The 24,784-nt window shown below is 45.6% G+C and carries 22 protein-coding genes; 14 read left to right on the top strand and 8 right to left on the bottom strand.

Going from position 1 to position 24,784, the window contains the following annotated elements:
- Positions 1 to 39: 39 nt before the first annotated feature.
- The 3 genes from MKY62_RS10290 to MKY62_RS10280 form a co-directional block, all read right to left on the bottom strand.
- Positions 40 to 2,394, bottom strand: coding sequence for a nitric-oxide reductase large subunit (locus tag MKY62_RS10290; protein ID WP_003182332.1), 2,355 nt, complete (start codon positions 2,392 to 2,394; stop codon positions 40 to 42).
- A 156-nt stretch (positions 2,395 to 2,550) separates the two neighbouring features.
- Complete coding sequence (locus MKY62_RS10285; protein ID WP_003182331.1) at positions 2,551 to 3,219, bottom strand: Crp/Fnr family transcriptional regulator; 669 nt, start codon at positions 3,217 to 3,219, stop codon at positions 2,551 to 2,553.
- A 43-nt stretch (positions 3,220 to 3,262) separates the two neighbouring features.
- The gene (locus MKY62_RS10280) at positions 3,263 to 3,502 is read right to left on the bottom strand and encodes a DUF2164 domain-containing protein (RefSeq protein ID WP_003182328.1); all 240 of its coding nucleotides are present in this window, start codon (positions 3,500 to 3,502) and stop codon (positions 3,263 to 3,265) included.
- A 221-nt stretch (positions 3,503 to 3,723) separates the two neighbouring features.
- Here MKY62_RS10280 and MKY62_RS10275 point away from each other — a divergent pair, with 221 nt between their 5' ends.
- A complete protein-coding gene (locus MKY62_RS10275; RefSeq protein ID WP_009328179.1) occupies positions 3,724 to 4,908 on the top strand; it encodes a nitrate/nitrite transporter in 1,185 nt (394 codons plus the stop codon).
- A gap of 145 nt (positions 4,909 to 5,053) precedes the next feature.
- Positions 5,054 to 5,767, top strand: coding sequence for a Crp/Fnr family transcriptional regulator (locus tag MKY62_RS10270; protein WP_011198016.1), 714 nt, complete (start codon positions 5,054 to 5,056; stop codon positions 5,765 to 5,767).
- 45 nt (positions 5,768 to 5,812) lie between these two features.
- On the opposite strand, the gene MKY62_RS10265 is transcribed toward MKY62_RS10270, so the two are convergent.
- On the bottom strand, positions 5,813 to 6,535 hold the full coding sequence (locus MKY62_RS10265) for a YwiC-like family protein (protein WP_011198015.1): 723 nt from the start codon (positions 6,533 to 6,535) through the stop codon (positions 5,813 to 5,815).
- Between the two features lie 149 nt (positions 6,536 to 6,684).
- On the opposite strand from MKY62_RS10265, the gene MKY62_RS10260 reads away from it, so the two are divergent.
- The 9 genes from MKY62_RS10260 to MKY62_RS10220 all read left to right on the top strand — a co-directional run bounded on the left by MKY62_RS10260 (position 6,685) and on the right by MKY62_RS10220 (position 16,960).
- Positions 6,685 to 7,152, top strand: coding sequence for a hypothetical protein (locus MKY62_RS10260; RefSeq protein ID WP_003182320.1), 468 nt, complete (start codon positions 6,685 to 6,687; stop codon positions 7,150 to 7,152).
- Between the two features lie 114 nt (positions 7,153 to 7,266).
- Positions 7,267 to 8,370 (top strand): TIGR04053 family radical SAM/SPASM domain-containing protein, encoded by a 1,104-nt coding sequence (locus MKY62_RS10255; protein WP_009328183.1) that lies wholly within the window; start codon positions 7,267 to 7,269, stop codon positions 8,368 to 8,370.
- 88 nt (positions 8,371 to 8,458) lie between these two features.
- Entirely contained in the window at positions 8,459 to 8,701 is a 243-nt protein-coding gene (locus MKY62_RS10250) for a DUF1858 domain-containing protein (RefSeq protein WP_003182317.1), read from the top strand.
- Entirely contained in the window at positions 8,698 to 9,939 is a 1,242-nt protein-coding gene (locus MKY62_RS10245; RefSeq protein ID WP_003182315.1) for a DUF438 domain-containing protein, read from the top strand. Before MKY62_RS10250 ends, MKY62_RS10245 begins: the two co-directional genes overlap by 4 nt.
- 174 nt (positions 9,940 to 10,113) lie before the next feature.
- The gene (locus MKY62_RS10240) at positions 10,114 to 13,800 is read left to right on the top strand and encodes a nitrate reductase subunit alpha (protein WP_016886576.1); all 3,687 of its coding nucleotides are present in this window, start codon (positions 10,114 to 10,116) and stop codon (positions 13,798 to 13,800) included.
- Positions 13,790 to 15,259, top strand: coding sequence for a nitrate reductase subunit beta (gene narH / locus MKY62_RS10235; RefSeq protein WP_011198013.1), 1,470 nt, complete (start codon positions 13,790 to 13,792; stop codon positions 15,257 to 15,259). Before MKY62_RS10240 ends, narH begins: the two co-directional genes overlap by 11 nt.
- Before the next feature lie 18 nt (positions 15,260 to 15,277).
- Entirely contained in the window at positions 15,278 to 15,820 is a 543-nt protein-coding gene (gene narJ, locus MKY62_RS10230) for a nitrate reductase molybdenum cofactor assembly chaperone (RefSeq protein WP_003182309.1), read from the top strand.
- Positions 15,817 to 16,503 (top strand): respiratory nitrate reductase subunit gamma, encoded by a 687-nt coding sequence (narI, locus tag MKY62_RS10225; protein WP_003182307.1) that lies wholly within the window; start codon positions 15,817 to 15,819, stop codon positions 16,501 to 16,503. Before narJ ends, narI begins: the two co-directional genes overlap by 4 nt.
- Before the next feature lie 112 nt (positions 16,504 to 16,615).
- Complete coding sequence (locus MKY62_RS10220) at positions 16,616 to 16,960, top strand: hypothetical protein (protein WP_003182304.1); 345 nt, start codon at positions 16,616 to 16,618, stop codon at positions 16,958 to 16,960.
- A 44-nt stretch (positions 16,961 to 17,004) separates the two neighbouring features.
- On the opposite strand, the gene MKY62_RS10215 is transcribed toward MKY62_RS10220, so the two are convergent.
- Entirely contained in the window at positions 17,005 to 18,417 is a 1,413-nt protein-coding gene (locus MKY62_RS10215) for an alanine/glycine:cation symporter family protein (RefSeq protein ID WP_003182301.1), read from the bottom strand.
- A gap of 327 nt (positions 18,418 to 18,744) precedes the next feature.
- On the opposite strand from MKY62_RS10215, the gene MKY62_RS10210 reads away from it, so the two are divergent.
- The 3 genes from MKY62_RS10210 to MKY62_RS10200 all read left to right on the top strand — a co-directional run bounded on the left by MKY62_RS10210 (position 18,745) and on the right by MKY62_RS10200 (position 20,349).
- Complete coding sequence (locus MKY62_RS10210) at positions 18,745 to 19,089, top strand: hypothetical protein (RefSeq protein WP_003182299.1); 345 nt, start codon at positions 18,745 to 18,747, stop codon at positions 19,087 to 19,089.
- 28 nt (positions 19,090 to 19,117) lie between these two features.
- Positions 19,118 to 19,243: a hypothetical protein gene (locus MKY62_RS10205; protein WP_003182297.1), complete on the top strand. Its 126-nt coding sequence runs from the start codon at positions 19,118 to 19,120 to the stop codon at positions 19,241 to 19,243.
- A gap of 323 nt (positions 19,244 to 19,566) precedes the next feature.
- A complete protein-coding gene (locus MKY62_RS10200; protein ID WP_339614112.1) occupies positions 19,567 to 20,349 on the top strand; it encodes a (S)-acetoin forming diacetyl reductase in 783 nt (260 codons plus the stop codon).
- Between the two features lie 570 nt (positions 20,350 to 20,919).
- On the opposite strand, the gene MKY62_RS10195 is transcribed toward MKY62_RS10200, so the two are convergent.
- The 3 genes from MKY62_RS10195 to MKY62_RS10185 all read right to left on the bottom strand — a co-directional run bounded on the left by MKY62_RS10195 (position 20,920) and on the right by MKY62_RS10185 (position 24,773).
- Positions 20,920 to 22,314: a sugar porter family MFS transporter gene (locus tag MKY62_RS10195; RefSeq protein ID WP_003182294.1), complete on the bottom strand. Its 1,395-nt coding sequence runs from the start codon at positions 22,312 to 22,314 to the stop codon at positions 20,920 to 20,922.
- A gap of 283 nt (positions 22,315 to 22,597) precedes the next feature.
- The gene (gene araA, locus MKY62_RS10190; protein WP_003182293.1) at positions 22,598 to 24,022 is read right to left on the bottom strand and encodes an L-arabinose isomerase; all 1,425 of its coding nucleotides are present in this window, start codon (positions 24,020 to 24,022) and stop codon (positions 22,598 to 22,600) included.
- A gap of 55 nt (positions 24,023 to 24,077) precedes the next feature.
- Positions 24,078 to 24,773, bottom strand: coding sequence for an L-ribulose-5-phosphate 4-epimerase (locus tag MKY62_RS10185; protein WP_003182291.1), 696 nt, complete (start codon positions 24,771 to 24,773; stop codon positions 24,078 to 24,080).
- Positions 24,774 to 24,784 lie beyond the last annotated feature (11 nt).

Below are 24,784 nucleotides of genomic sequence, written 5' to 3'. Positions count from 1 at the left end.
AAAGACAGAGGATTTTACTTCCTCTGTCTTTTTGTTTATCTATTCATCTGAAGCAATGTCTTTAACAGGCAGCGCTTCTCCTTCCCGATGCGTCGGTTTGCGGAGATGGAATAATGCTCTGATGCTGAATACAACCAAAATCACGATTCCGGCTAAAAAGATCGTATCCGGCACGGCCCTCCAAGTCAGCAGCGTTTGCACTGCATCCTGCTGTAAAAACTCAGGCGCCCTTGAGCTCCAGTACCCGTCTTCAAACGCTTTTTTCAATTGAAGAAAACCGACCGGCAGCAAATTGATAAACACCATTCCGAACAGGCCGATGTTCAGCGACCAGCAGGCTATTTTCAGCCATTTATCATTCCATGCTTCTTTTTTGGCGATATTGCGGAGCGTATACAGCCAGACGGCAATGGCAAACATGCCGTACACACCCATCATCGCCCCGTGTCCGTGGGCGGGTGTCAAGAACTGCCCGTGCTCAAAATAGCTGACGGCAGGCAAGTTGATCAAAAAGCCCAATACCCCGGCGCCGACCAGATTCCAGATCGCCGTTGAAATCAGGAACCAGAACGTTGCTTTATACGGGAAGTGATGTCCGCCGTCTTTCATCATCTTGTATTGTTCGTAAGCTTCCAATACAAGCAGGGTAAGCGGGATGACTTCCAGGCATGAGAAGACGGAACCGAGGCCGATCCAGACTTCGGAAGACCCGTTGTAATAGTAATGGTGTCCGATCCCGATGACACCGCTCCCCAGCAGGATCGTCAATTGAAAATAGAGCGTTCTGACAGTCGACTTTTTCGTCACCAGGTTCATTTGCACGAGCAAAAAGCCGATGACCACGACGGCAAAGACTTCAAAAATCCCTTCCACCCAAAGATGGATGATCCACCACCGCCAAAAATCCGACATTGTAATATTAGTGCCGGGATTAAAGAAAAAGGCAGCACCGTAAAACAGCGGAATGGCGATCGAAGAATAAAACAGCAGATGAATCAAACCGCCTTTATCAGGCTCCCGCTTGAGGCCGCTCTTAATGCCTCTGAAGACGATAAACAGCCAAATCAGCATGCCGAGCGCAAGAATGACCTGCCAAAAGCGGCCGAGTTCAATATATTCCATTCCTTGATGGCCGAATAAGAACCAGTTGTTTCCTAAAAAGCCTTTCGCTCCGAGCCATTCGCCGACCATGCTTCCGCCGACAAGGACGATCAGCGCCCAAAACAGAATGTCGACAAGCAGCCCCTGTCTTTTCGGCTCGCGGCCTCCGACAAGCGGCGCCGCATAAATACCCATCCCGAGCCATGAAGTTGCAATCCAGAAGATCGCCAGCTGAAGGTGAAATCCCTTAGATATGCTGAAGGGCAACAGCTCCCTGATCCAATCAATCCCAAAAAAGCTGTCCGGTTCAATATAATAGTGGGCGAGCAAAGCCCCGAACATCGCCTGAACAAAAAACAGCAGCGACACAACGGCGAAATATTTTCCGGTTTTAACCTGTGAAGCGGTGAGCGGCTGTTTATCCAGATCAAATACCGGAAACGCCCCTTCCTGGTAAGCCTCTTTCATTCCAAGCTTGTAACGGTAAAACACGAATAAAATAATGCCGACAAATAAAATGAGGATGGTAACGCTTGCGCCGCTCCACCAAACGGCGGCGAATGACATCGTGTTGCCCGCATCTTCATCATACGGCCAGTTGTTCGTGTACGTAATGTCGTCGCCCGGCCTTAATGTACTGGAAAGCCATGCCGTCCAAAAGATAAAATCGGAGACCTGCGTGATTTGGTCTTCGCTGTCGACCCACGCCCTGTTGCGTTCAGGCATGTGGCTTTCTTTAATTAAACCGGGCTCAAGCCCCCAGCCGTCTCCTTTTGTAAAGACTTTGCGGTAATGATCGCGCACTTGATGCAAGCCGTAGACCTGCGCGTCTGTCAGCTTCAATGTATCTGATGGGCGATCATAACGGTTTTTTCTCATTTCGCGGATGACGTGATTCCGGATGGTGGACTGCTTTTCATCTGAAAGTTGTTTAAAGCGCTTGCCGTATTGTGCCTCCGCCTTAAAATCCTGCATCCCTTCCGTATAGATTTTCAGGGCTTCGGCCGTGTAATCAGGCCCCATATAAGATCCGTGCCCCAAAATCGTTCCATAGTCCATCAGCGCGTATTTTTGAAATACGGCCTGACCGCCTGAAATAGACGATTTTGTCATGAGCACCTCTCCGTTTGGCCCGGACACTTCAACAGGTCTTGGTGCAAGTCCTTTGAAGATCCAATAGCCTCCCAAAAGCAGCACCGAAAAACTTACGATTAAAGTAAAGACGAGAATGGATTTCAGAAAACCGTTTTTTGATGCTTTTTTAACGGGCACCGTCTTTCTTTGTACTTCCATTGCGGTTCACTCCTTTTTTGATTTTGCATGTCCTAAGATACTGGATATGCAAAACACCAGTTGTGAACCAGATCACTTAAATCATGGCGTATTTGTGAACAAAATAAAAAACAGGCTTTCCATCTGCCGTTCAATGGAAAGCCTAAAACTCATGCCTTAATTGCAGCCGTTCAGCCAGTCTGTATCATGAATGAAAATTCCGCTCCTGTCAGCTGTCAGCAGATTTTTCTTTTTCAATTCATTTAATGTGCGGTTAATCGTTTCCCTTGACGTTCCGACCATGTTCGCAAAATCCTGATTGGTAATGGGCAGGCTGATGTAGACCCCTTTTTCTTGAGGAATGCCATGTTCAGCAGCAAGCTTCATTAATACATGTGTCAAGCGGTGCTGGACGTCTTTTGAGATAAAACCCTGGATCCGCTCTTGCAAATCGAGAATCTTTTTCCCCATGATTTGCATCACTTTTATCGTCATTTCCGGAAATTTCATCAAAAGTTCATTAAAATCGGCGATGCGGATTACGATCAATTCGGTTTCTTGAACGGCTTCTGCCGTTGCCGGGTATGGGGAGAGGTCAAAAAAGCCGACATGGGGAAACATATCCCCGTTTTGCAGAATCGAAATCACTTGTTCATTGCCGTCTTCATCGATTTTAAAGGCTTTAACAAGACCGGATTTGATGAAAAATACCGCTTCCCTCTCTTCCCCCTCCATAAAAACAAACATTCTCGGCTGATAGGTGCGCTTGGCCGCGATCTGCTCGATTTGCTTGAACTCTTCATCATTCAACCCGCTGAAAATCATAAATTGCTTCAGAAACTCCATTGGTCTTTCAATCCCTTCGGTTTTGCTAAAGGAGAGCGGTTTGTCACAGACGGCGCTCCAGTGCAAAGAGCTCTTCTTCAATCGCCGCTGCCTTCTCTTCCACCACTCTGCGGCTGTCCTTCAAGGCCTGATTGTAAAAGTAAGGTCCGAGCTTTTCCTTTACGAATTCGAACATTTGAATCGCCGCAATGTCTCCGACCTCTTCTCCTCTTTCTTCAACATAAAAGCGTTTGATTTCATCGATGATCGCTTGTTTTTCTTCTTGGGTAAGCTTTATAAACATAAAAGCGGCACTCCTTTTTTTATTTCCATGATAAACGATAAAGTCCGCAAATGAACAATTTATTTTTTTACATCCGTTTACTCTCCGTCACTTACCGATATTAAACACGAAACAAGCGAATGACCGTGTGACGTAATTCACAATGTTTTAAAAAGACTTTTTGTAAGATAAACATGCTGATTGATTTATTCATTTTTCCCTTTGAAAGGAGCAAAACCGCAATGGCAAATCGTCAAAAAATACAATTACCGCTGCAGTCATTTAGTTTAGTCGCAGGATTTATGGTTTGGGTATTGATTTCCTCTTTAATGCCCCACATTAAGCAGGACATCGCCCTGACAGACAGCGAGGTCTCCCTTGTTACGGCCATTCCGGTCATACTCGGGTCGCTTCTCAGGATTCCGCTGGGCTACTACACGAACAGATTTGGAGCAAGAATTACATTCATGATCAGCTTTTTGCTGCTTCTGTTCCCGGTTTTTTGGATCAGCACAGCCGATTCGCTGTTCGACTTGATCCTTGGCGGCTTCTTCCTCGGCATCGGCGGAGCGGTCTTTTCCATCGGGGTCACATCACTGCCGAAATACTACCCTAAAGAAAAGCACGGGTTTGTCAATGGGATCTACGGCGCTGGGAACGTCGGTACAGCGATTACTACGTTTGCCGCTCCTGTTGTCGCAAAAACCGCCGGGTGGGAAAATACGGTGCGGATGTACATCGTGTTAGTCGCCGTATTCGCTTTATTGAACTTTATCCTTGGAGATCGAAAAGAAACAAAAGTTACGGTATCTGTAACAGAGCAAATGAAGGCAGTCTACCGAAATCAGACATTATGGTTTTTAAGCTTGTTTTACTTCATTACATTCGGATCTTTCGTCGCGTTTACGATTTATCTTCCGAACTTTCTTGTTAATCACTTCGGGCTTGATCCCGTCGATTCAGGGCTGAGAACCGCCGGATTTATCGCTGTCGCCACTTTTCTGAGGCCTGTCGGCGGCTGGCTGGCAGACAAATTCAACCCGCTGAAGCTGTTGATGTATGTATTTGCCGGCTGCACCTTGTCAGGGATTTTATTGGCCTTTTCGCCGAGCCTCGGACTGTACGGGTTTGGGGTATTAACCGTTGCCGTGTGCGCCGGACTCGGAAACGGGATCATCTTTAAGCTCGTGCCGCTTTATTTTTCAAATCAGGCCGGCATCGTTAATGGGATCGTATCAGCGATGGGCGGCTTGGGAGGATTTTTCCCGCCTCTCATCCTGTCAAGCGTTTTTCAGGCAACCGGCCATTATGCGATCGGATTCATGGCGCTGTCAGAAGCGGCTCTTGCAAGCTTTGTGATCGTGGTCTGGATGTATTTTCAGGAAGTGAACAAAACATCGTCCAAAACGAAGGCCAACCATTTATAAGCCCTTCCTGCAAAAAGAGATTGAGCCGATATGCCCAGGCTCTTTTTCGGGACTATATTCATATGTTCACAATATTGTTTATATTTAAAAGGTCACTCTGCCTTATTTAACGTTAAAATAAGAACTGCAAAAGGGGTGACGCTCAATGAACATTTCTGTTAGAAAATCAGACACAGATTTGCTCTCAGACGATCTGCATCACTTGCTGGAATCGATCAGTACGCGACGAAAAATCAGGCAGGACACATTCCTTTTTCAAGAAGGGATGGATGCAGAGGAACTGTATCTTATTCAGTCAGGACTTGTCCAGATCGGCAAATTGACGTCCGATGGCAAAGAACTGACGCTTAGAATGTGCAAAAAAAATGATATTGTCGGGGAGCTTACGCTTTTTACAGAAGATGCGAAATATATGCTGAGCGCAAAGATCCTCTCTGATGGCGAAGTGTTGGTCATCAATAAAGATAAGCTTGAAAAAGAACTCATTCAAAACGGTGCGCTGACGTTTGAGTTTATGAAATGGATGAGCACGCATTTGCGAAAGATTCAATCGAAGATCCGCGACCTTTTGCTGAATGGTAAAAAAGGCGCGCTCTACTCCACCTTGATCCGTCTCGCAAACAGCTACGGCATCACAAGAAGCGACGGGATTCTCATCAATATTGTCCTGACGAACCAGGATCTGGCGAAATTTTGTGCTGCTGCAAGAGAAAGCATCAACCGCATGCTGAGCGACCTCCGGAAGAACGGTGTCATTTCAATTGAGGACTCGGGAAAAATCGTCATCCACCAGATCAATTATTTAAAACGCGAAATCGACTGTGAAAACTGCCCGCTCGAAATCTGCAATATCGACTGAAAAAGCGAAAACAAACAAGGACATGAAGCACAGTGTCCTTGTTTTTTACGTTTGCAGCAGAAAAACGATCAACACGGCCATAAAGATACAGGCATTCACCAGCTCAGAGATTCCGATTATCTTAATCGACAGTTTCCTCCCGTGGAAAAACCACGCTCTAAGACTGCTCGGCACTACGCCGATCACCGCCCATCCTGCCCCTGCGGCCAGCGAGACGAACGGCAGGAAAACATGGTAGCCCCATGAATAAAGCTTGAATCGATTGTTTTTCTTTTCACGTATCATCGACTTGACATAAAAAGCGCTCCCTGTGAAAAACAAAGCGGACTGGATAAAAACAAACGATGCCTCACCATCAAGCTTCCCCGCTCCCATCCAGAAGCTCGCAAGCCCGCCCGTGCTGAAAACAAGGATTGCAGCTATATCATTTAAAAGCGCCCTGTCGTTGTTTCTTTTCGCATAATAAAGATTGATGAGAAAGAGCGGAAACAGCGGCAGACCGAGATACACAAGCTGCGGCTCCAGCAGGACCGAAATAAGCAGGAAAACGACGGCCGGAATGCCGTAGATGAGAACCCATTTTTGATAGTAAACGATATTTTTCTTCTTCACCATCATCATAGCCGGAGATGCCGCAAGATATAGAAACAGCCATCCGCAGAACAGCGGAATATGCTTTACATCTGCGCCTCCGGCGAACATGCCGAGAATAAACGGGATGACAAGCATCGCCCAGGCGCCGTGCTGCTTCGGTATGAACACTTTCATCACACATCCTCCCTTCTTTTCTATTACATTATAAAAGTTTCGTTCTTTTTACACAGTGACATTTTGCATACAGTCGTGTGAATTAAATCACTGCGCCCTGCAGCCCGGCGCTTTATACTAAAAGCCAATATAGAGAAGGAGGATATACCATGGACCGGTTTGACTACTTATTGTTTCTGAAAAATCTTCCTATGTTTTTCGGAGTACCCCTTCCGATCATCAAAAAGCTGCTGAAGAACGGTAAGGTGATAGATATCCAACCGTCTCAGCATTCGCGATCGTTCCTTCATTCGCAATCCGTCTATTTTGTTTTAAAAGGAGAAGTGCATTTTTCCGACAGAAGGCTTCCGGAAGAATCACGGACGATCGCCGAGTGGGAAAAAGGCGATGTTTTTCCTATTGATCAAAAAGGCGAACCTTTCTTATCTCCGTTTATTTCAGTCAATACTGCCTCTGAAACCGCCGTACTTGAAATACCGTTTCATAATTTCAAAAAAATGATGACTTATAACCGCCAATTACAGACGAACTTTCTCATGTTGCTCCAGCAGAATTTATTTTTTTCATACCAGCTTTTTTTGCGCTACCTCAACTCCTCCGCAGAAGACGACGTGTGAGAAGGGCCTCTCCCCTTCTTTCTCTTCTTTTTTCCAAATGTGATCTACTTAACTTTTTTTCTCCTGCATTTCCGCTACGATACACATGAATGCAAACGAAAGGACAGATGAAAGATGATACTTTGCGATTTCGACAAGTCTCCGTTTATCGTCATTTGGGAGCTGACAAGGGCTTGCGAGCTCAAGTGCCTTCATTGCCGGGCATCGGCTCAAAATAAACGCGATCCTCGGGAGCTATCCCTGAAAGAGGGAAAAGATTTAATCGATCAAATTCATGCGATGGACAATCCCCTCCTCGTGCTTACAGGAGGCGATCCTTTAATGAGAGACGACGTATTCGCCATTATTGAATATGCCGTCCAAAAAGGGGTTCGCGTCTCCATGACCCCGAGTGCCACGCCGAATGTTACAAGAGAAGCGATTCAATCAGCAAAAGAAATCGGGTTATCCCGATGGGCGTTCAGCTTGGACGGCCCGACCCGGGAGATTCATGATCATTTTCGGGGAACGGACGGGTCTTTTGACCTGACTATGAAGGCCATTCGCTACATTCATGAATGTCAGCTGCCTCTGCAGATTAATACCGTCATATCCTCCTATAACATCGATTACCTGGATGAAATGGCAAAGCTGATCAAAGAATTGAACTGCGTACTATGGAGTGTGTTTTTTCTCGTCCCGACAGGCCGCGCGAAGCGGGAAGATATGATTTCCCCGGTGGACCATGAAAAAGTCTTTCTCTGGCTCAGCCGTTTGGCAAAAGAAGCGCCTTTTGACATCAAAACGACAGCAGCCCAGCACTACCGGCGGGTCGTCATTCAGCAAAAAATGCGGGAAGCGAAAGACCCCCACATGAAAATCCGCTATGAACACGCATTGCAGAAAGGAAAAATGGATGCCATCGGCGGATTGGGCCGGGCTCCGAAAGGTGTGAACGATGGCAACGGGTTCATGTTTATCTCCCATATCGGTGATGTATATCCAAGCGGACTCCTGCCGGTTAAAGCCGGAAACATCCGCGAACAGCCGCTGGCTGAGATTTACCGCGAATCACCGATCTTTAAGGATCTTCGAAATCCGGACGGATTTAAAGGGAAATGCGGCGTCTGTGAATTCCGTCATGTGTGCGGCGGTTCGCGCTCGCGTGCTTATGCTCTGACAGGCGATTACCTAGAAAGCGATCCGAGCTGCATTTATATTCCGAAGGCTTTGCGCTAAAAAAATGTGATGTACGTCACATTTTTTTCAGCTTCCTTGTATTACGGTATAGATGAGAATGATCATCACTATCAAAGGATGTGATCCCTTGCATAAAAAAATTGATTTGGACGATTCCGTTTACAAACTTTGCACATTGCATCCTGAACTAAAAGCCGTGATGAAGGATGCCGGGTTTCAAAATATTACAAAGCCCGGCATGCTGGAAACAGCCGGGCGCATCATGACGATTCCAAAAGGCGCGCGAATGATGCAAATCGAATGGAACCATGTCTTAGACATATTGAAAGCACACGGATTTGACCCCGTTTGGAAAGGAGAAAAACAATGAGCGAAATCATTAACAATCGGGAAACGCAGCAAGGTCTGCCTGAGGAAAAAAAGCAGCTTCTGAAGGAGATCATCATCGACCTTCATAAAGGAAAGCCGCTTGCCGACGTCAAAAAACGGTTCGAAAAGGCATTCGGCTCAGTCAATGCCGAAGAAATCGCCCAGCTGGAACAGGCGTTGATGAAGGAAGAAGGCATTACACCTGAAGAGATCCAAGAGCTCTGCTCCGTTCACGCCGCTGTGTTTAAAGGATCGATTGAAGACATTCACCGCGCGGACGCCGACAAGCAGCCTGGCCATCCCGTTCATACATTTATGAAAGAAAATAAAGAAATCGACCTCCTTTTGAACTTTAAAATGCAGCTTCATTTGGAACGCTTTGAAAAAGAAGATCATCGCGACAACATTCTCAAACTGCTCGCAGACTTAAATTTGCTAGCTGACGTCGACAAACATTACAGCAGAAAAGAAAATCTTCTGTTCCCCTATTTAGAAAAGTACGGAATTACAGGGCCAAGCCAAGTCATGTGGGCTGTCGACGATTTTATCCGCAAGAGCATTAAAGAAGTGAAGCGTTTGTTGGAAGAGTATACGCCGGACAAAAAAGATGAGGTCATCCGCGAACTAACGTTTATCATTCAAGAAGGCACGGAAATGATTTATAAAGAAGAAAATATCCTCTTGCCGATGGCGCTCAGAACGCTGACAGAAGACGAATGGCTGAAAATCGCAGCCGAAAGCGACGAGATCGGATATTGCCTGACTGCTCCGGAAACGGTGTGGAAGCCTGAACGCCATCAGATCAAAACGAGCGAAGAGGCGGCTGATGGCTATGTCAGACTCCCTACCGGTATTCTGTCTGTGGATCAGCTTGAACACATGATGAACCATCTTCCGGTCGATATCACCTTCATCGATGAAAACGATGTGGTCCGCTATTTTTCACACGGAAAGGAACGGATTTTCGCCCGGACAAAAGCCGTAATCGGCCGAACCGTCCAAAACTGCCATCCGCCGGCTAGCGTCCACATCGTCAACAAACTTCTGGACGACTTTAAATCTGGCAAAAAAGATGTTGAAGATTTTTGGATCAAATTTAAAGACAAATACGTGTTCATCCGCTATTTTGCCGTACGCGATGAAAACGGCCGCTATATCGGCACTTTGGAATTCACCCAGAACATCGCCCCGATTCAGGAGATTAACGGGGAAAAGAGAATTTTGAACACGAGCGATTGAACCATTCGACAGCCCGCTTCCATGCAGGCTGTTTTTTTGTCCGCCCTCTTCCCCCTCCTGAAAATGTGACAAATTTGTGAAAAGCCGAAACCATGTGACAAATTTAACAAGGTGCAGCGCCTCCTCCATATATAGTGAGGGTAGCATCACTGACTCAGAAGGAGTGAACCAGCAATGAAAAAAAAGAAAAAGAGTCCCATTTTCAGGAGATTAAATTATTTCTCCCCTATTGAACGCCATTCCAATCAACACAGCCAAACCACTTATGAAGACCGGGATTGGGAAGATGTATACAGAAATAGATGGCAGCATGATAAAGTGGTTCGCTCTACCCATGGGGTGAACTGTACAGGATCCTGCAGCTGGAATATCTACGTCAAAAACGGGATCGTCACATGGGAAGGGCAGCGGCTTGATTACCCTTCGACAGGCCCTGATATGCCGGACTTTGAACCGCGCGGCTGTCCGCGGGGAGCCAGCTTTTCCTGGTATATATACAGCCCGCTCCGCGTGAAATACCCGTATGTACGCGGTGTGCTGATCCAGATGTGGCGCGAGGCGCTAAACAGCAGCAAAAATCCGCTTGAAGCATGGAAATCAATTGTCGAAAACCCTGAAAAAGCGAAAGCCTATAAACAGGCGCGCGGAAAAGGCGGATTTGTCCGCGCCGAATGGAGCGAAGTCCTGAAGCTGATTTCGGCTTCCCTTCTGTATACCATTGCCAAATACGGCCCTGACCGCAATGTCGGCTTTTCGCCGATTCCAGCCATGTCGATGCTCAGCCATGCAGCAGGATCACGCTTTATGTCCCTGATCGGCGGGCCGATGCTGAGCTTCTATGACTGGTATGCCGACCTCCCTCCTGCTTCACCGCAAATTTGGGGAGATCAAACCGACGTTCCGGAAAGCAGCGACTGGTACAATTCTGGCTACATCATGACATGGGGCTCTAATGTCCCGCTTACCAGAACGCCTGACGCTCACTTTTTAGCCGAAGCCCGCTATAAAGGAGCAAAAGTGATTTCGATCAGCCCGGACTTTGCCGAGTCCTCAAAGTTTTCCGATGATTGGCTGAGCATCAGACAAGGCACGGACGGCGCACTGGCCATGGCGATGGGCCACGTTATTCTGCAAGACTTTTATGTCAACCAGAAAACGGAACGTTTTATTGATTATGCAAAACAATATACCGATTTCCCGTTTTTGGTGACTTTGAAAGAGGAAAACGGAACGTTCACAGCAGGCCGCTTCCTCCATGCTAAAGATATCGGGCGCGCGACAGAGCACGATGAGTGGAAGCCTGCCGTTTGGGACGAAGACACAGATGGATTTGCGATTCCGCAGGGCACGATGGGCTCCCGCTGGGACGGCAAAGGAAAATGGAACCTGCGCATGGTTGATGAGGATTCAGAAAAACCGATCACACCTCGGCTTTCCATGCTTGGATACGAAGATATGATCGGCACGGTCAACATCCCGTATTTCTCACATGACGGCAATAAAGTGCTTGAAAGACCGCTTCCGATCAAAAAAGTCATCTTGAACGGCGAGGAAGTCTTTGTTTCCACCGTTTTCGACCTGACTCTCGCCAACTATGGCGTCAACCGCGGAATCGGCGGACAGACGCCGGCATCATTTGATGATCCTGAACCGTTTACACCGGCTTGGCAAGAGCCGATTACTGGCATTAAAAGTGAAATGGTGATCAAGATCGCGAGGGAATTCGCGCAAAATGCGATTGACACAGAGGGCCGCTCGATGATCATTGTCGGCGCCGGAATTAACCATTGGTTCAATTCAGACACCATTTACAGAGCTGTACTGAACCTTGTGCTTCTCGTCGGAGCCCAAGGAGTTAACGGAGGAGGCTGGGCTCACTATGTCGGCCAGGAAAAACTCCGGCCGGCCGAAGGATGGCAGACGATCGCGATGGCCAAGGACTGGGGAGGCCCTGCCAAACTGCAAAACGGCACATCATTTTTCTACTTCGCCACCGACCAGTGGCGCTATGAAGATCAGGAAATCAGCGGGCTCGCTTCACCAATCGCAAAAACATCGCGCTACAAGCACCATGCCGATTACAATGTGCTGGCGGCGAGACTCGGCTGGCTTCCATCGTATCCGACGTTTGAGAAAAACGGCATCGACTTGTATAAAGAAGCAGAAAAAGCGGGCGCTGAGAACGCTCAGCAAGTCGGAATCTATATTGCCAGACAGCTCGAGGAGAAAAAGCTCAAGTTTTCGATTGAAGATCCTGACAATGAAAAGAACTTCCCGAGAAATCTATTTGTCTGGAGAGCCAATTTAATCTCAAGCTCCGGCAAAGGCCATGAATATTTTCTGAAACACTTGCTCGGCACGACAAACGGACTGATGAACGATGATCAGGACAGCATCCGTCCGGAAGAAATCACTTGGCGTGACAAAGCGCCTGAAGGCAAACTCGATTTACTGATCAATCTCGATTTCCGGATGGCGGGAACAGCCCTTTATTCAGACATCGTGCTCCCTGCGGCCACCTGGTACGAAAAACACGATCTCAGCAGCACGGATATGCATCCGTTCATCCACCCGTTTAATCCGGCAATCAGCGCGCCGTGGGAAGCAAAGTCTGATTGGGATATTTTTAAAGCACTGGCAAAAGCGGTTTCCGATCTGGCTGAAGAAGTGGATATGGAACCTGTCAAAGAGGCTGTTGCGACTCCTCTTCTCCATGACACTCCACAAGAAATGGCGCAGCCGCTCGGGAAAATCAAAGATTGGAGCAAAGGCGACTGCCCTGCCGTACCAGGCAAAACAATGCCGCAAATTCACGTTGTGGAGCGGGATTATAAGCAGATTTTCAATAAGATGACATCGCTTGGGCCGAATGTTGTCAAACAGCCGTTTGGTACGAAAGGAATGAACTGGTCTGTTGAAGCGGAATATAATTCTCTCAAAAAAACGCTCGGCGTCGTAAAAGACGACACGATCGCCAAGGGCTGTCCCGACATCAGTGATGCTAGACAAGCTGCTGAAGCGGTATTGACTCTCTCTTCCACTTCAAACGGGAAAGTAGCCGTTAAAGCGTGGGAATCGCTTGAAAAAATTACGAATCTTGAGTTGAAAGATTTAGCTGAAGAACGGGAAGAGGAATGCTTCACATTTGAGCAAATTTCAGCTCAGCCGAAAACGGTGATCACCTCCCCTGCTTTCAGCGGTTCTGAAAAAGGCGGACGACGCTATTCTCCGTTTACGACAAACGTTGAAAAACTGATTCCGTGGAGAACGCTGACCGGCAGACAGTCTTTTTACCTTGATCATGAAATGATGACAGAATTCGGCGAAAACATGGCGACATTCAAGCCGATCCTGATCCACCGCCCTTTCTTGAACAAGCGTCCGGATCAGGAAGGAAAAGAAATCGTTTTAAACTACTTAACGCCGCATAATAAATGGTCGGTTCACAGCATGTATTTTGATTCCCTGCCGATGCTTACCCTTTTCAGAGGCGGGCCGACAGTCTGGATGAATAAAGACGATGCCGAAGAAACCGACATTCAGGACAACGACTGGATCGAGTGCTTCAACCGAAACGGTGTCGTCGTCGCACGGGCCGTGACATCACACCGGATTCCAAAGGGAATGGCGTTTATGCACCATGCCCAAGACAGACATATCAACGTGCCGGGAACAAAGCTGACGAATAACCGCGGAGGAACCCATAACAGCCCGACCCGCATCCATGTCAAGCCGACGCAGATGATCGGAGGCTACGGACAGCTCAGCTACGGATTCAACTACTACGGGCCGACAGGAAATCAGCGCGACCTCAATGTCGTGATCAGAAAATTGAAGGAGGTCGATTGGCTTGAAGATTAAAGCGCAAATCGGAATGGTAATGAACCTTGACAAATGCATCGGCTGCCATACATGCAGCGTCACATGCAAAAACACTTGGACAAACCGTTCCGGTGCAGAATATATGTACTTCAACAACGTCGAAACAAAACCGGGCATCGGCTACCCTAAACAATGGGAGAACCAGGATAAATACAAAGGCGGCTGGGAGCTGAAAAAAGGCAAGCTCCAGCTTAAATCAGGCGCCAAAGCAACGCGGCTCATGAATTTATTCTACAACCCGTATCAGCCGACGATCGATGACTACTATGAACCTTGGAACTATGATTATGAAACGCTGACAAACAGTCCGGAGAAAAAACATCAGCCTGTTGCAAGGCCGAAGTCTTCCATTACGGGAGACTTCATGAACCTTGAATGGGGTCCGAACTGGGAAGACGATCTTGCCGGCGGCCACATTACAGGCCTCCAAGATCCAAACGTCAAAAAAATGGAAGAATCCATCAAAACCGAATTTGAAGACGTCTTTATGATGTATCTGCCAAGGATATGCGAACACTGCATCAATCCTTCCTGCGTCTCCTCCTGTCCGTCGGGAGCGATGTACAAACGCGAGGAAGACGGCATCGTTCTCGTCGATCAAAATGCGTGCCGCTCATGGAGACACTGTGTATCATCATGTCCTTATAAAAAAGTGTATTTCAACTGGCAGACTAACAAGGCGGAAAAATGCACATTGTGCTTCCCTCGTCTTGAAGCAGGACTGCCGACAATCTGCTCTGAGACATGCGTCGGCAGAATCCGCTATCTCGGAGTCATGCTTTATGACGCAGAAAAAGTCGAAGAAGCGGCTTCAGCCGAAAATGAAAAAGATTTGTATCACTCACAGCTGGAGATTTTCCTTGACCCGAATGATCCCGCTGTTGCAGAAGAAGCAAAAGCTCAAGGCATTCCGCTGGAGTGGATTGAAGCAGCGCAAAAATCTCCGATCTACAAAATGATCATCGATTGGAAAATCGCTCTGCCGCTGCATCCTGAATACCGGACATTGCCGATGGTATGGTATATTCCTCCGCTCAGTCCGATTATGAATATGTTTGAAGGAAAAGGAACAGCCCAATCAGCTGAAGATATCTTCCCTGCTATTGATGAAATGCGGATTCCGATCGAATATTTGGCCAATTTGCTGACTGCCGGTGATACACACCATATTAGAACGACATTAAAGAAAATGTCTGTGATGCGTATGCACATGCGGGCGACCCAAACGAACAAACAGATCGATTCATCTCTGATTCAAGATACCGGATTGACTGAAGAGCAGATTGAAGACATGTACCGTCTGCTTGCAATCGCCAAATACGATGACCGGTTCGTCATTCCTCAAACCCATCGCGAAGAAGTCGCGGATCTATACATGGAACAAGGAAGCTGCGGATTATCGTTTGCCGGAGGACCCGGCTCTTGCCAAAACATATAAACACTGGAGGGAAGCTTCATGGATGGAACAGACAAACAAACCGTTTTTGCCGCTCTTTCTTACCTCCTCTCCTACCCTGATGAAGAGTGGAGAAAAGAACGTTCCGAATGGCAGCAGATCATCGGCGAAATCGAGCATGAAGCGCTGAAAGGACATCTGCTTGCCTTCTTGGAAAGCGCGGCTTCCTATTCGTCTGAGGAATTGATTGAAACATACGTATATACGTTTGATTTCGGCAAAAAAACAAACCTTTATGTCACCTATTTCAACTCCGGCGAACAAAGGGAGCGCGGTATTGAATTGCTGCAGCTGAAAGATCTGTATCAGCAGTCCGGTTTTCAGCCGACAGATAAAGAGCTGCCGGATTATCTGCCGCTCATGCTTGAATTTGCCGCAGTTGCGGATCAAGAAAAAGCTGCTGCTGTTTTCCAAAAATACGCAGCAAACCTGGAAGAATTGAGATCGCAGCTTTCAGAGAATGAAAGCATCTATACACCGTTATTGGACGGATTAATGCTGATCTTAGAGGAAATTGGTGTTGAAAGGAATGTACAGCCATGATCGAACAAATACTGTGGGTCATCCTCCCCTACATTGTCATCACCATTTTTATCGGAGGGCATATTTACCGCTATCAACATGATCAATTTGGCTGGACGGCCAAATCTAGCGAGATGCTCGAAAAGAAAAAACTTGCGCTTGGCAGCAGCCTTTTCCACTGGGGAATCTTTTTTGTCATCGGCGGACATGTGATGGGAATTTTAATTCCGGAAAGCCTTTATGAGGCGCTCGGCGTTTCAGAGCATATGTACCATAAGATCGCGATCGGCTTCGGACTGCCTGCAGGCATCGCCGCGCTGTCAGGGCTTCTCATATTGACCTACCGCCGATTCACGGACAAACGGATTCGAAAAACGAGCTCTGCCGGCGATTTAATCACCCTTGTCGCTTTGTTATTCGTGATGACCACTGGGCTTGCGGCAACCTTCTTAAACATCGATTCAAAAGGATTCGACTACAGGACAACAATCGGCCCGTGGTTTCGCAACATTTTCTTATTCAAGCCGGATGCCGGGCTTATGGCGAGCGTGCCCCTCTGGTTTAAGCTTCACATCATCATGGGCTACGTCATTTTCATCGTCTGGCCGTTCACTCGGCTCGTCCACGTATTCAGCATGCCGCTAAAATATTTGACAAGAAGCTATGTTGTTTACCGGAAACGGGCGCCCCGCAAAAGCATGTAAACATTTTCCCTAAAGCTAAAACGGCTTTAGGGATTTTTTTCTCCATAGGCAAGCTACCCATATTACCAATCAATCATACGATAAAGCAAACCATCAGAAAGGAGCGTTTTTATTGTATCCATACGATCCTTCACTATATGATCCGTATCGCCAGCAATTTCCGCCGGGGCCGCCTCCGGGAGCAGGAGGACAGCAGCAACAGCAGCTGCTCCCCCCGCCGCCGAGCCAATTTCCGCAAGACTCCGGCCCTTCGGTATTTGCCGTTGATCCTGGCGGAATCAGAAGATGCCTGTTCAGATACACGTTCATCCGCTTGAGAAACGGCAGCCGTTTTTGGTTCTACCCGGTTTTCGTCGGCCGTCGTTCGATTGCGGGCTACCGCTGGAGGCCGCGTCAATTCCGCTGGGTTTACTTCGGTATTGACCTGAACGAGATCACTTCTTTCAGCTGTCAGTAAAAATAAGAAAAAGGCGCCCCCAAGGACGCCTTTTTTAATATGGTTTATTTCGATTGCAATGTTTCCTTCTCGTCTTCCCAAGCCTCTGTATTTTTCAGACCTGGAATCGAGCTTGCCTTAAAGACGGGGTTCTTTCCTGCTTTGCGCTGTTCAGTATAGTCTTTCAGCACTTTCGCAGCAATTCCGGAAAGAAGCAGAATCGCAATCAGGTTAATGATCGCCATTAATCCCATAAATAAATCCGCCATGTCCCACACAAGCTGGAAACCGGATACAGATCCGAAGATCACCATTGCTACAACGGCTGTACGGTAAACAGCAAGCGCCGTCTTGCTCTTTTTAATAAATTCAATGTTCGTCTCACCATAATAGTAGTTTCCGACGATTGAACTGAAAGCGAACAGAAAAATCGCCACTGCGACAAATGCAGGCGCCCAGCTTCCAATGTGATGCTGCATGGCTGCTTGTGTAATTTGAATGCCGTCAAGCTCTTTGCCAGGCGTCAGATTGAACAGCAGGATCATAAAGGCTGTTGCACTGCAGATGACCATCGTATCAAAGAATACGCCAAGCGTTTGGATAAAGCCTTGCTTCGCGGGGTGAGAGACATTGGCAGTCGCTGCTGCGTTCGGCGCGCTTCCCATTCCGGCTTCGTTTGAAAACAAACCGCGCTTCGCACCGATAATAATGATGCTGCCGAGCGTACCCCCTGCAATCTGCTCGATCCCGAAAGCATCCTTCACAATCATCGCGAAAACGGCCGGTATTTGAGAAATATTCGTCAGCACGACAAATAAAGCAAGTCCAAGATAAATGATCGCCATGACCGGAACGATCAACTGCGAAACTGTCACAACGCGTTTCAATCCGCCGAAAATGATAAATCCGGTGATTGCAGCAAGGATGATGCCTACCACTGTTTTATCCAGGTTGAAAGCCCCTTGCATCGAACCGACGATCGTGTTGGCTTGAACCGCATTAAAAATCAAGCCGAATGTAATTGTAATTAAAACGGCAAAGATAATCCCCATCCATCTGGCGCCCAGCGCTTTTTCCATGTAATAAGCAGGGCCTCCTCTGAAATGATCGCCGTCTTTGACCTTGTAGACTTGAGCCAGCGTACTTTCCACAAAGCTTGAAGCCATTCCGACAAGCGCGACGACCCACATCCAAAAGACCGCTCCCGGTCCGCCTGTTGCAACAGCAAGCGCCACACCGGTCAGGTTACCCGTTCCGACACGGGAAGCGGCGGAAATAAAGAATGCCTGCAAAGACGAGACGCCTTTTCCTTTCTCCTCTTTTTGTCCGACGATACGAAACATCTCGAAGAAATAGCGGAATTGAACGAATTTCAATTTAAACGTAAAGAACAGGCCTATTCCTATTAATATATAGACTAAATAAGTCCAAATAAAACCGCTCGGGACATTGATGATTTCGCTTAAAATTTCTTCCATAGCACCCTCCTGAAACAAACGAATTTTGTTTTGATGTTAAGTTTTCTAACATGATAGGATTATATCATAATAATGACGCAAGCAAAACTAGATAGAATTTTCTGTTTTTTAATCGTAAAGGCTGATGGCATCATCATTACTTTAGACCCAATGCTCATTATAGCAGAGTATTATCTTTATTCATACATAAAAATGCGCTTTCATTTCAAATGCGCTGCGAAAAATCTAATGTTGTCAATAATTATTTGCAAACTGTCACAAAATAATCATCTTTTATTATATAATAAAATATGCTAAGATGATGAGATACTAAGGGGATGAGATCAAATGAAAAAGACATTGTTTCTGCAACTGTCCATATTCTTTTTAGTCATTGCGAGCCTTCATTCGTTCTCAATGCCCCAGATGCCGGCAAATCACCATGCGCAAAAAGCCGCTGTTTCAGGAGACGAACTCCATGAACTGACAGTCGGAAAATATGGTGAAGAAAAGGCGAAATCATTATGGAATTCACTCGGTTTCGGAGCTGAATCCGTCCTTCTCTTAATCTTAGCTGCCGCTTCCGGTCAAGCGTTCATGATGAACAGGCGGAAAGAGCATCTGAAGGCATTTATGCTCGCGGTGTTCTATCACTCTTCTTATTTCGATAAAGCGCATGTTTTAAAACCATAACCATACAAAAAAAGCGGGAGGTTTTAACATGTTATTTATCATAAGAATGGTGATTATTGGCCTATTTTCATTGACAGCAATCAATCTGTTTGTTTTTCAAGGAATTGAATTCATGCACGCGATTACCGATCTTTTCAATCGCCAGGACAGCTGAATTTGAAGCGATTTGAAAAAGCTAGACAATAAAATTTCATGAAGCAGTTTGTTTGGCATGAATCCGGCATTGTGCGGGTTCATGCCTTTTCATTTGGTCTTCATCCGTTTAGCGATGACTGAATCGCTGTTTTATAGCAGAACATCCCTTTTATAGTTTTACATACAGTTCTTCCTCCCTCTTTCAAAAACCATTAAATTTTTTCGAAAAATTTTAAACATATTTTCAACAAATGCCGCGGCTTTACTTCAAATCTACAAATATAAGATATAATATTCCTGTACCAATTAAATACCAATTACTTATAGAAAGAAGATGTTTATATGAGTAAAGTATCTGGAAAAATTGCTTTTGTTACTGGCGGCGGTCAAGGAATTGGAGAAGCAATCTGCAAACGATTGGCAGAGGACGGATTCGCAGTTGCAGTTGCCGATTATAATGTAGAAACTGCAACACAAGTTGCTGAGAACATCAATAAGCTTAACGGCAAAGCAATTGCGGTTAAAGTGGATGTTGCTGATCGCGATGATGTTTTTAAAGCTGTCGATGAAACAGTAAAACGTCTTGGCGGTCTTGATGTGGTGATTAATAATGCGGGTCTTGGACCAACCACCCCTATTGAAAGCATTACATATGAAGATTATCGGAAAGTCTATGATGTTAACGTTGGCGGTACTTATTGGGGAATACAAGCAGCTGTAAAAGCCTTTAAAGAACTTGGACACGGCGGGAAAATCATTAATGCATCTTCTCAAGCCGGCCAAGTCGGCAACCCGGGCTTAGCGGTTTACGGAGGAACAAAGTTCGCTGTTCGCGGGATTACCCAAACTGCGGCAAAAGATCTAGCTGAATTAGGTATTACTGTAAACGCCTTTTGTCCGGGTATCGTTAAAACTCCTATGATGATGGGGATTGCACAGCAAACCGCTGATGAAGCAGGCAAGCCGTTTGAATGGGGCATGGAACAATTCGCTAAAAATATTGCATTAAAACGCTTATCCGAGCCGGAAGATGTAGCAGCATGCGTTTCTTACCTTGCAGGGCCAGATTCAGATTATATGACTGGTCAAGCTCTTATCATTGATGGCGGAATGGTATTTAATTAATTTTAAAATTATATTCTATATGGAGGGAGGAGTTTTCCCCTCCATATTTAGTATTGAATAATCAGCTATATAGCATGGCTTAAAACCGTGTAATACGAAACGGCCACGGCGTCCAACCACGCCTTGATTTATGGTTCACGTTTAAAAAACAAAGAACGCAGGCCGTTGGTTCCTCCCCCATCGGCAAATCGTGGCGTCCATGAATTTCGAATCGCATCAATACTTAGCGTTTACTGCCAAATTGTCATTCTAAACGCCCTTCTTCTTGAAGTTTTCCCAATTTTTTATGATTGCCCAGGTCCCTTTATCTGTTGAAGGACGGCTCCATCATTTAGGATATAACGAAGCGGGACAATTGAGCGGAAATGATACAAACAAGAGGCTAATTTTAATTAAAAAAAGGCCGAAGTGAGCAACTTCGCCCTCAAGCAAGGCGCCGTGAGGAAATCCATATGTTTACGATCTTTTGAACCCCTGTTTCAAAATGCACTAGTGCGAGGATTTCCCCTGCGATAAGCGGCACCCAAGATATCTTCTTTGAATTCTACTCCAAGCCTCCATAGGTTTTATTTACGCGCTTTTTCCGTCAACTCGTTTATTTTCTCCATTTTTTTCGATTTCCTCTAAACTGCGACCTCGAGTTTCAGGGACGCGTGTCCGGATAAATACAACTCCAAGCAAACAAATCACACCGAAGATTGCAAACACAGCTTCTTGAGACATCGAAGCGGTCATAACAGGAAATAGCAATCCAACCAAGAAAGAACCAATCCAGTTAAATGATGAAGCTAAACCAGACGCACGCCCGCGAATTACCAGCGGGAAAATTTCTCCAACTATGACCCAAGTTAAAGGAGCCCATGTGAATGAATAAAGTGCTACATAGATACTCAAAAAGACAACCATCATCATCGGATTCGCATTAGGAATTAATATATTCAATATTGCCGGCAAAATAAAGGACAGCCCCATTATTGTTCCGCCTACTGTTAATAAAGTACGGCGATTAAATTTATCAGCAATCACTAAGAATATTAATGAACCTAGCACGAGAATAACTCCTTGAATAATCGGCCACATCAAAGCTGAACTTGCTGCATTTCCTGTTGCTTTTTCTACAATTAAAGGAATGTAATAAAAAATTGCGTTTGCACCCTGGAATTGTTGAAAAGCAGCAACACCCACACCAGCAATTAATAAAAAACGATATTTATTGCTTAAGAGGGTAGCCCATGATGCATTTTGATTTGCCTTCGCTTCTTCTCTGGCAGTTTCTTGAATTTGCGTTATTTCAGAATCAATCTCTCCTTTGTTAGAGCGAATATAGCTCAACACCTTGCGAGCTTCATCAAGTTTATTGTTCTTTATTAAAAAACGTGGTGATTCGGGTAATTTTAGCATTCCAACATATAAGATCAAAGCAGGTACAGCAGCCAAACCAAGCATCAACCGCCACGCCATTGTTTCCGGCAAATCTTTCAATAGAAAATCAACAATGTAAGAAAGCAACATTCCAGAACAAATCATTGTTTGATTAATTCCTGACAGCCGTCCACGTAAACGTGCAGGCGCCATTTCCGACATATAGGCTGGGACCAATGCAGAAGCGGCACCAACGGCCAATCCCAATAAAACCCGAGAAACAATCAAAAATAGTATCCCATTATGAGGTGCTATTCCTGACAAAATGGATCCAACAACAAAAATGATAGCGGAAATTAAAATCATTTTGCGCCGTCCCAAACGATCAGAAAGTTGTCCGGCAAGGGCGCCTCCAAAAATAGCGCCTAACATTACCGAAGAGGTAATCCATCCAATAACCCCGGCGTTGTCTTGAAGGTTCCAATCATTTTGCAGAAAAGGCAAAGCACCCGTCATAACGCCGATATCATAACCGAAAAGAATGCCCGCAAAAGCCCCAAAAAAGTAAATGAAGCCACTTGAGATTTTCTTTTCATTAACCATTAAAGTTTCCTCCTCAAGGTTGAAATTAAATTGTGTAAAAATCCACTGCAAAAATATTGAAGGCTTTTTAAGAAATAATAAAAGCGCTTTCAAGCCGCAAATACATGCCAGGATATTATTTGGTGGGATTTCTCCCTAAATCTCATGGTTTTATTCGCCTATTTTTAAACGCTTTCAATTTTTACTGAATGTCGCGATAACGCTTACAAAATCATAAATATTTTGAAAACTGATGCCTATTTTCACCTCCAAGGAAGCAGCACCTCCTCGGAGGTTAGAGGCATTACTTAATCACTACATATTCCAAGTCAACGAGCTTTGCATAAGTGATCATTTGGTCTGTTGTTAAATTCAATGAAACAACTGTATGGTGGCCGCCGCCATTCTCAAGCCATGCTTTCACTCCATCTTGGAAGTTAGGCTTCACTTCCCAAAGCACCCGTGCAACTGGAAGGTTTGGTGCTGGAACAGTTGGTTCAAATGCAGAAACTTCGTTAATCAACAATTTGTAGTGCGTACCAAAGTCTGCCATTGAAACAACCACGCCATCTCCTGCTTTTCCGTCGAACACTAGGCGTGCCGGGTCTTCACGATCACCAATACCTAATGGAGAGACGATAATTTTTGGTTTATTGCTTGCTAAAGATGGGTCAACTTCAAGCATATGCGATTGAAGAATTGATTCTTGACCGGCAGCCAATTCATATGTGTAATCTTCCATAAAACCAGTTGATTGGTTACGGCTCATCACTTTGAGCAAGCGGTCGAGCGCTGCAGTTTTCCAATCTCCTTCACCGGCAAAGCCATATCCTTGCGCCATCAAACGTTGGACGGCAAGACCCGGAAGCTGTTTCATTCCATATAAATCTTCAAAGTTAGTTGTGAAAGCATTGTAACCACCATCATCAAGGAAACGTTTAATAGCGATTTCATAGCTTGCTTGTACTTTTACACTCTTCTCCCAATCTTCCCGACTGTAAGTGCCATAATCAAATTCATAAAGGTCTGCGTATTCTGCAAACAAACGATTAATCTCTTCATCTGTAACCGCATTCACGTATTGAACAAGATCACCGATGCCAAAGTAATCAACTGTCCAGCCAAATTGAATTTGCGCTTCAATCTTATCCCCTTCAGTAACAGCAACGTTACGCATGTTGTCACCAAACCGAGCGACCTTGATGTTGAAGCTTTCGTTATAAGCAACCGCTACGTCCATCCATTCTGCAATTTGCTGTTGCACTTCAGGTCGCTCCCAATAACCTACGACAACTTTATTTTGTTTTTTCAAACGGGCATTGATAAAACCGTATTCACGGTCGCCATGAGCAGATTGGTTGAGGTTCATAAAGTCCATGTCAATCGTTGGCCATGGAATACTTTCATTAAATTGTGTCGCTAAATGAAGTAATGGTTTTTGCAATAATTTTGTTCCGCGAATCCACATTTTCGCAGGCGAGAAAGTATGCATCCAAGTGATAACACCGGCGACTTCGTCACGATAATTTACTTCTTTCATGATGCTAGTGATTTTATCTGCATTAACAGCCAAATCTTGCAATACAAGCGGATATGGCAAAACAGCGCTTTCATTTAATGCATCGGTCATGGCTTGCGCGTGCGCTCTGACTTCCGCTAACGTTTCTTCCCCATAAAGATGCTGTGAACCTACGACAAACCAAAATTCTTTTTTCCCTGTTGTTAACATAATAACCCTCTTTTCTTAAATTGATGGGATAATTGATAGTTTGATAGAATTGACATTACTTTTGACCATAATAAGCATTTTTACCGTGTTTTCGTAAGTAATGTTTATCTAAAATACGTTGTGGTAATTCTTTTGCAAAAAGATTTAATTCTCTTGTAAATAAATTCATTTTCGCAACTTCCTCCAACACCACACTATTCAATACGGCTGATTTTACATCTTTGCCCCAAGTAAATGGACCATGACCGTGAAGTAAGACACCGGGAACAGCTAAAATATCTAACCCTCGCTCCTCAAATGTTTCGATAATCACATGACCTGTTTCTGCTTCGTAACCGCGATCAATCTCCTCTTGTGTCAAGTAACGGGCACATGGTACGGAACCATAGAATGTGTCTGCATGAGTGGTCCCCATCGCTGGAACATCAAGGCCTGCTTGAGCCCAGATTGTCGCCCAAGTTGAATGAGTGTGTACAATTCCTCCAATTTCAGGGTAGCGCTTATAAAGCACTGCGTGAGTCGCTGTATCTGATGAAGGCCTCAGCTCTCCTTCAACAACATTGCCATCTAAATCAACAACCACCATATCACTAGCTTTCATCGTTTCATAATCAACACCGCTCGGTTTGATAACGAATAGACCTGTTTCACGGTCAATGGCACTTGCATTTCCCCATGTGTATTTCACGAGTCCGTATTTAGGCAGGTCCAAATTCGCTTGTAATACTTCTTCTTTCAGTTGTTCTAGCACGTCAATCCCTC

This window comes from Bacillus sp. FSL R7-0646, from assembly GCF_037969865.1.
Taxonomy (GTDB): Bacteria; Bacillota; Bacilli; order Bacillales; family Bacillaceae; genus Bacillus; species Bacillus licheniformis.
Note: the sequence above shows the minus strand (reverse complement) of the source record. Positions and strands in the feature narration are given on the sequence as shown.